Origin of the sequence: Nocardia barduliensis (assembly GCF_013315795.1) — a bacterium.
GTDB lineage: Bacteria > Actinomycetota > Actinomycetes > Mycobacteriales > Mycobacteriaceae > Nocardia > Nocardia barduliensis.
On sequence record NZ_JABLTE010000218.1, the window covers coordinates 1 to 3,788 of the forward strand.

4 protein-coding genes are annotated in these 3,788 nt (G+C 70.7%); 3 read left to right on the forward strand and 1 reads right to left on the reverse strand.

Features of this window, described 5'->3' with window-relative positions; genetic code table 11:
* Nucleotides 1-683: sulfite exporter TauE/SafE family protein (locus HOV91_RS38515; RefSeq protein WP_174190103.1), on the forward strand; the 683-nt coding region annotated here is incomplete at its 5' end.
* Here the strand turns inward: HOV91_RS38515 and HOV91_RS38520 are convergent.
* The gene (locus HOV91_RS38520) at nucleotides 684-1,331 is read right to left on the reverse strand and encodes a TetR/AcrR family transcriptional regulator (RefSeq protein ID WP_312884944.1); all 648 of its coding nucleotides are present in this window, start codon (nucleotides 1,329-1,331) and stop codon (nucleotides 684-686) included.
* A 158-nt stretch (nucleotides 1,332-1,489) separates the two neighbouring features.
* Between HOV91_RS38520 and HOV91_RS38525 the strand changes: the two genes are divergently transcribed.
* Nucleotides 1,490-3,019, forward strand: a complete 1,530-nt coding sequence (locus HOV91_RS38525; protein WP_438822729.1) for a TldD/PmbA family protein — start codon at nucleotides 1,490-1,492, stop codon at nucleotides 3,017-3,019.
* An 8-nt stretch (nucleotides 3,020-3,027) separates the two neighbouring features.
* A partial coding sequence (locus HOV91_RS38530) for a PmbA/TldA family metallopeptidase (RefSeq protein ID WP_438822730.1) occupies nucleotides 3,028-3,788 on the forward strand: 761 nt, incomplete at its 3' end.

Sequence of the window (3,788 nt, forward strand, 5' to 3'; positions counted from 1 at the left end):
TCGTCCTGCCGATGCTGTTCGTGGTGGCCCCGGGCATCGCGCCGCAGACCGCCCTGGGCACCAACAAGCTCGCGGCCCTCGCCGGGACGAGCGCCTCGGTACTGACCTTCGCGCGCAAGGTGCCGATGCGCTGGCGGGTGCTGCTGCCGGCGGCGACGATCGCGGCGACGGCGGCCGCGACGGGCGCCGCCGCGGTCTCGCTGATCGACCGCGAGCTGTTCATCCCGATCGTGATGGTGGTGCTGGTCGGCGTCGCGGTCTTCGTCACGCTGCGGCCGTCGATCGGCGTCACCCTGGCCACCCACCCGCCGACCCGGCGCAAGGTCGTCCTCACGGTCGCGCTGGCGGCGGGGCTGATCGGCTTCTACGACGGCTTGCTCGGGCCCGGCACCGGGACGTTCCTGATCATCACCTTCGCGACCCTGCTCGGCACCGAGTTCGTGCGGGCCGCCGCCATGGCCAAGGTGATCAACTGCGGCTCCAACCTCGGCGCTCTGCTCTTCTTCGGCGCGACCGGGCACATCCTCTGGGCGCTCGGCGCGGGGATGGCCGTGGCGAATGTCCTCGGCGCCGTGGTCGGCACGCGCATGGCTCTGCGCAAGGGCGCCGAGTTCGTGCGCATCGTGCTGCTGGTGGTGGTGATCGGGATGGTGATCCGGCTGGGCTGGCAGCAGTTCGGCTGATCAGCCCACCGGTGCGGCGTGCTGGGTGGCGAGCCAGGGTTCCAGCACCCGCGAGGTCGTCTCGTGGATCTTGCGGTGCAGCCGCTCGCCGTCCTCCACGCAGGCCACCGGGTGCTGGAACAACACCGTCAACGCACCCGACACGGCGCCGACAACGGCGCCGACCAGCGCGGCGGCGCCGACCTCGTCGAGTTCGGCGGGAAACGCCTTGTGCAACTGCCTGGCGATCTCCCGCTGGGTGACCAGCTGGGCATGCGCGGCGCGGCCGCTGACCGCGGGGACGGTGCGCGACACCTGGGCGCGCAGCGCACCGATCCGGGCATGCAGATCGTCGACGAGATGCTCGCCGGGGTTGTCGCCCGCGGCGCGCAGCGCGCGCAGCAGGACCTCCACCGGACGTTCGCCGGGGCGCCTGCTGGCGATCGCCGCCACCGCGGCGCGCACCCGCTCGTCGGATTCCGGGAAGAGCAGCTCTTCCTTGCTGGCGAAATAGTTGAAGAACGTGCGTGTGCCGACGTCCGCCGCGGCGGCGATGTCGGCCACCGTGGTCTCCTCGTAACCTCTGGTCTCGAACAGCTCGGCTGCGGCCTCCAGAATGGCTCGGCGGGTACGTTCGCGTTTGCGGTCACGAAGGGGGGATGGCGGCACGCGGGCACAGTACGGCATCCGGCGAGCAACACGCCGGAAGCACGAGTGTCGCGCGCGCCGTTCACGCTGCGCTACCGGCGCATCCGCGCGAGGCGCTTTTTCACGGTAGGGATCACCACGCGGCACACGCACGCGGCGGCACGACTAGGTTGGTGCGGGTGAGCATCGCGACATCCAGAGACGTCGACGCCGAATTCCTCGACCTGCCGCTGGCCGTGCTCGCCGACGCCGCCCTCGCCGCGGCCACGGCGGCCGGCGCCGAGCACGCCGACCTGCGCGTGCACCGCCTGGTCACCCAATCGATCCGATTGCGCGACGGTCGGGTCGAGTCCGTCACCGACAGTACCGAACTGGGCTTGGCCGTGCGCGTGATCGTGGACGGCACTTGGGGTTTCGCGTCGCACGCCGCGCTCACCCCCGATACCGCCGCCGAAGTGGCGCGCACCGCCGTCACCGTCGCGACTACGCTGCGGGCGCTCAACCGGGAACGCGTCGAGCTGGCCGACGAGCCGCGTTACGCCGACGCGCGCTGGGTATCGGCCTACGACCTCGACCCGTTCACCGTGCCGACCGGCGAGAAGGTCGCACTGCTGCAGGACTATTCGGCGCGCCTGTCGCACGCCGACGGCGTGGATCACGTCACCGCGAGCGTGCTGCAGGTCAAGGAACAGACTTTCTACGCCGACACCGCGGGCTCCTCGATCACCCAGCAGCGGGTGCGGCTGCACCCGAGCCTCGAGGCGATCACGGTGGACACCTCGGCAGGAGTGTTCGAGACGATGCGCACGCTGGCCGCGCCGGTGGGCCGCGGCTGGGAGTACGTCACCGGGGCCGACGGCGTGTGGGACTGGGACGGCGAACTCGCGCGGATCCCGGAGTGGCTGGGCGAGAAGGTGAAAGCGCCCAGCGTGCAGGCCGGGCCTGCCGACCTCGTCATCGACCCGACCAACCTGTGGCTGACCATCCACGAATCCATCGGTCACGCCACCGAGTACGACCGGGCGATCGGCTACGAATCCGCCTACGCGGGAACTTCTTTCGCGACGCCCGACCAGCTCGGCACACTGTGCTACGGCACCCCGATCATGCACGTGACCGGCGACCGCACCGAAGCGCACGGCCTGGCCAGCGTCGGCTACGACGACGAGGGCGTGGCCGGGCAGCGCTGGGACCTGGTCCGCGACGGTGTCCTGGTCGGCTATCAGCTCGACCGCGTGTTCGCACCGCGGCTGGGTTTGCAGCGGTCCAACGGCTGCTCGTACGCGGACTCGGCGCATCACGTGCCGATCCAGCGGATGGCCAACGTCTCCCTGCAACCCGATCCGGACCACGACACGACCACCGAGGAGCTGATCTCCCGGGTGGACGACGGCCTGTACATCGTCGGCGACAAGTCCTGGTCGATCGACATGCAGCGCTACAACTTCCAGTTCACCGGACAGCGATTCTTCCGCATCCGCGGCGGCAAGCTGGACGGCCAAGTGCGCGATGTCGCCTATCAGGCCACCACCACCGAGTTCTGGGGTGCGATGGAAGCGGTCGGCGGACCGTCGACCTGGCAGCTCGGCGGCGCGTTCAACTGCGGCAAAGCGCAGCCCGGCCAGGTCGCCGCGGTCAGCCACGGCTGCCCGTCGATCCTGGTGCGCGGCGTCAACATCCTCAACACCCGGACGGAGGCCGGCCAGTGAGCGACGATCTGTTCCCCGCGAACGCGACCGTAGAGCGGGCGCTGGCGCTGTCGCGCGCCGACGAGGCGATGGTGATCGTCCGCGACGAGCACGAGGCGTCGCTGCGCTGGGCCGGGAACTCCATGACAACCAACGGGTCGTCGGTGTCGCGGAACTGGGCGGTGATCTCGGTGTTCCGCGCGGGACCCACCCTGGCCCGCGTCGGCACGATCGCCTCGACCAGCGTGGACCCCGACGACATCGAAGGGGTCGTGCGCGCGAGCGAAGCGGCGGCCCGCGGCGCCGAGCCCGCGCGGGACGCGATGCCGCTGCTCGAGCCGGACGCCGTCGAGGACGACTGGGCCGACCCGGCGAGCGGCACCGGCATCGAGGTGTTCACCGATCTGGCCGAGGGCCTGGCCGCCGGGTTCGACAGCGCCGACCGCCTCTACGGTTTCGCCCACCATCAGATGCACACCACGTGGCTGGGCACTTCGACCGGCATCCGCCGCCGCTTCGTGCAACCCACCGGTTCGGTGGAGATCAACGGGAAGCGCGGCGAGGGTACGGATCTGGCCAGCGCGTGGGTCGGGGTGGGCACCGCCGACTTCACCGATGTCGACGTATCCGGCCTGCTCGCGGACCTGGCTCGCCGCCTGGACTGGGCCGCACGCAAGATCGAGCTGCCCGCGGGCCGCTACGAAACCCTGCTGCCGCCCTCGACCGTCGCCGATCTGATGATCTATCTGGCCTGGTCGATGGAGGGCCGGGGCGCGCAGGAGGGCCACAC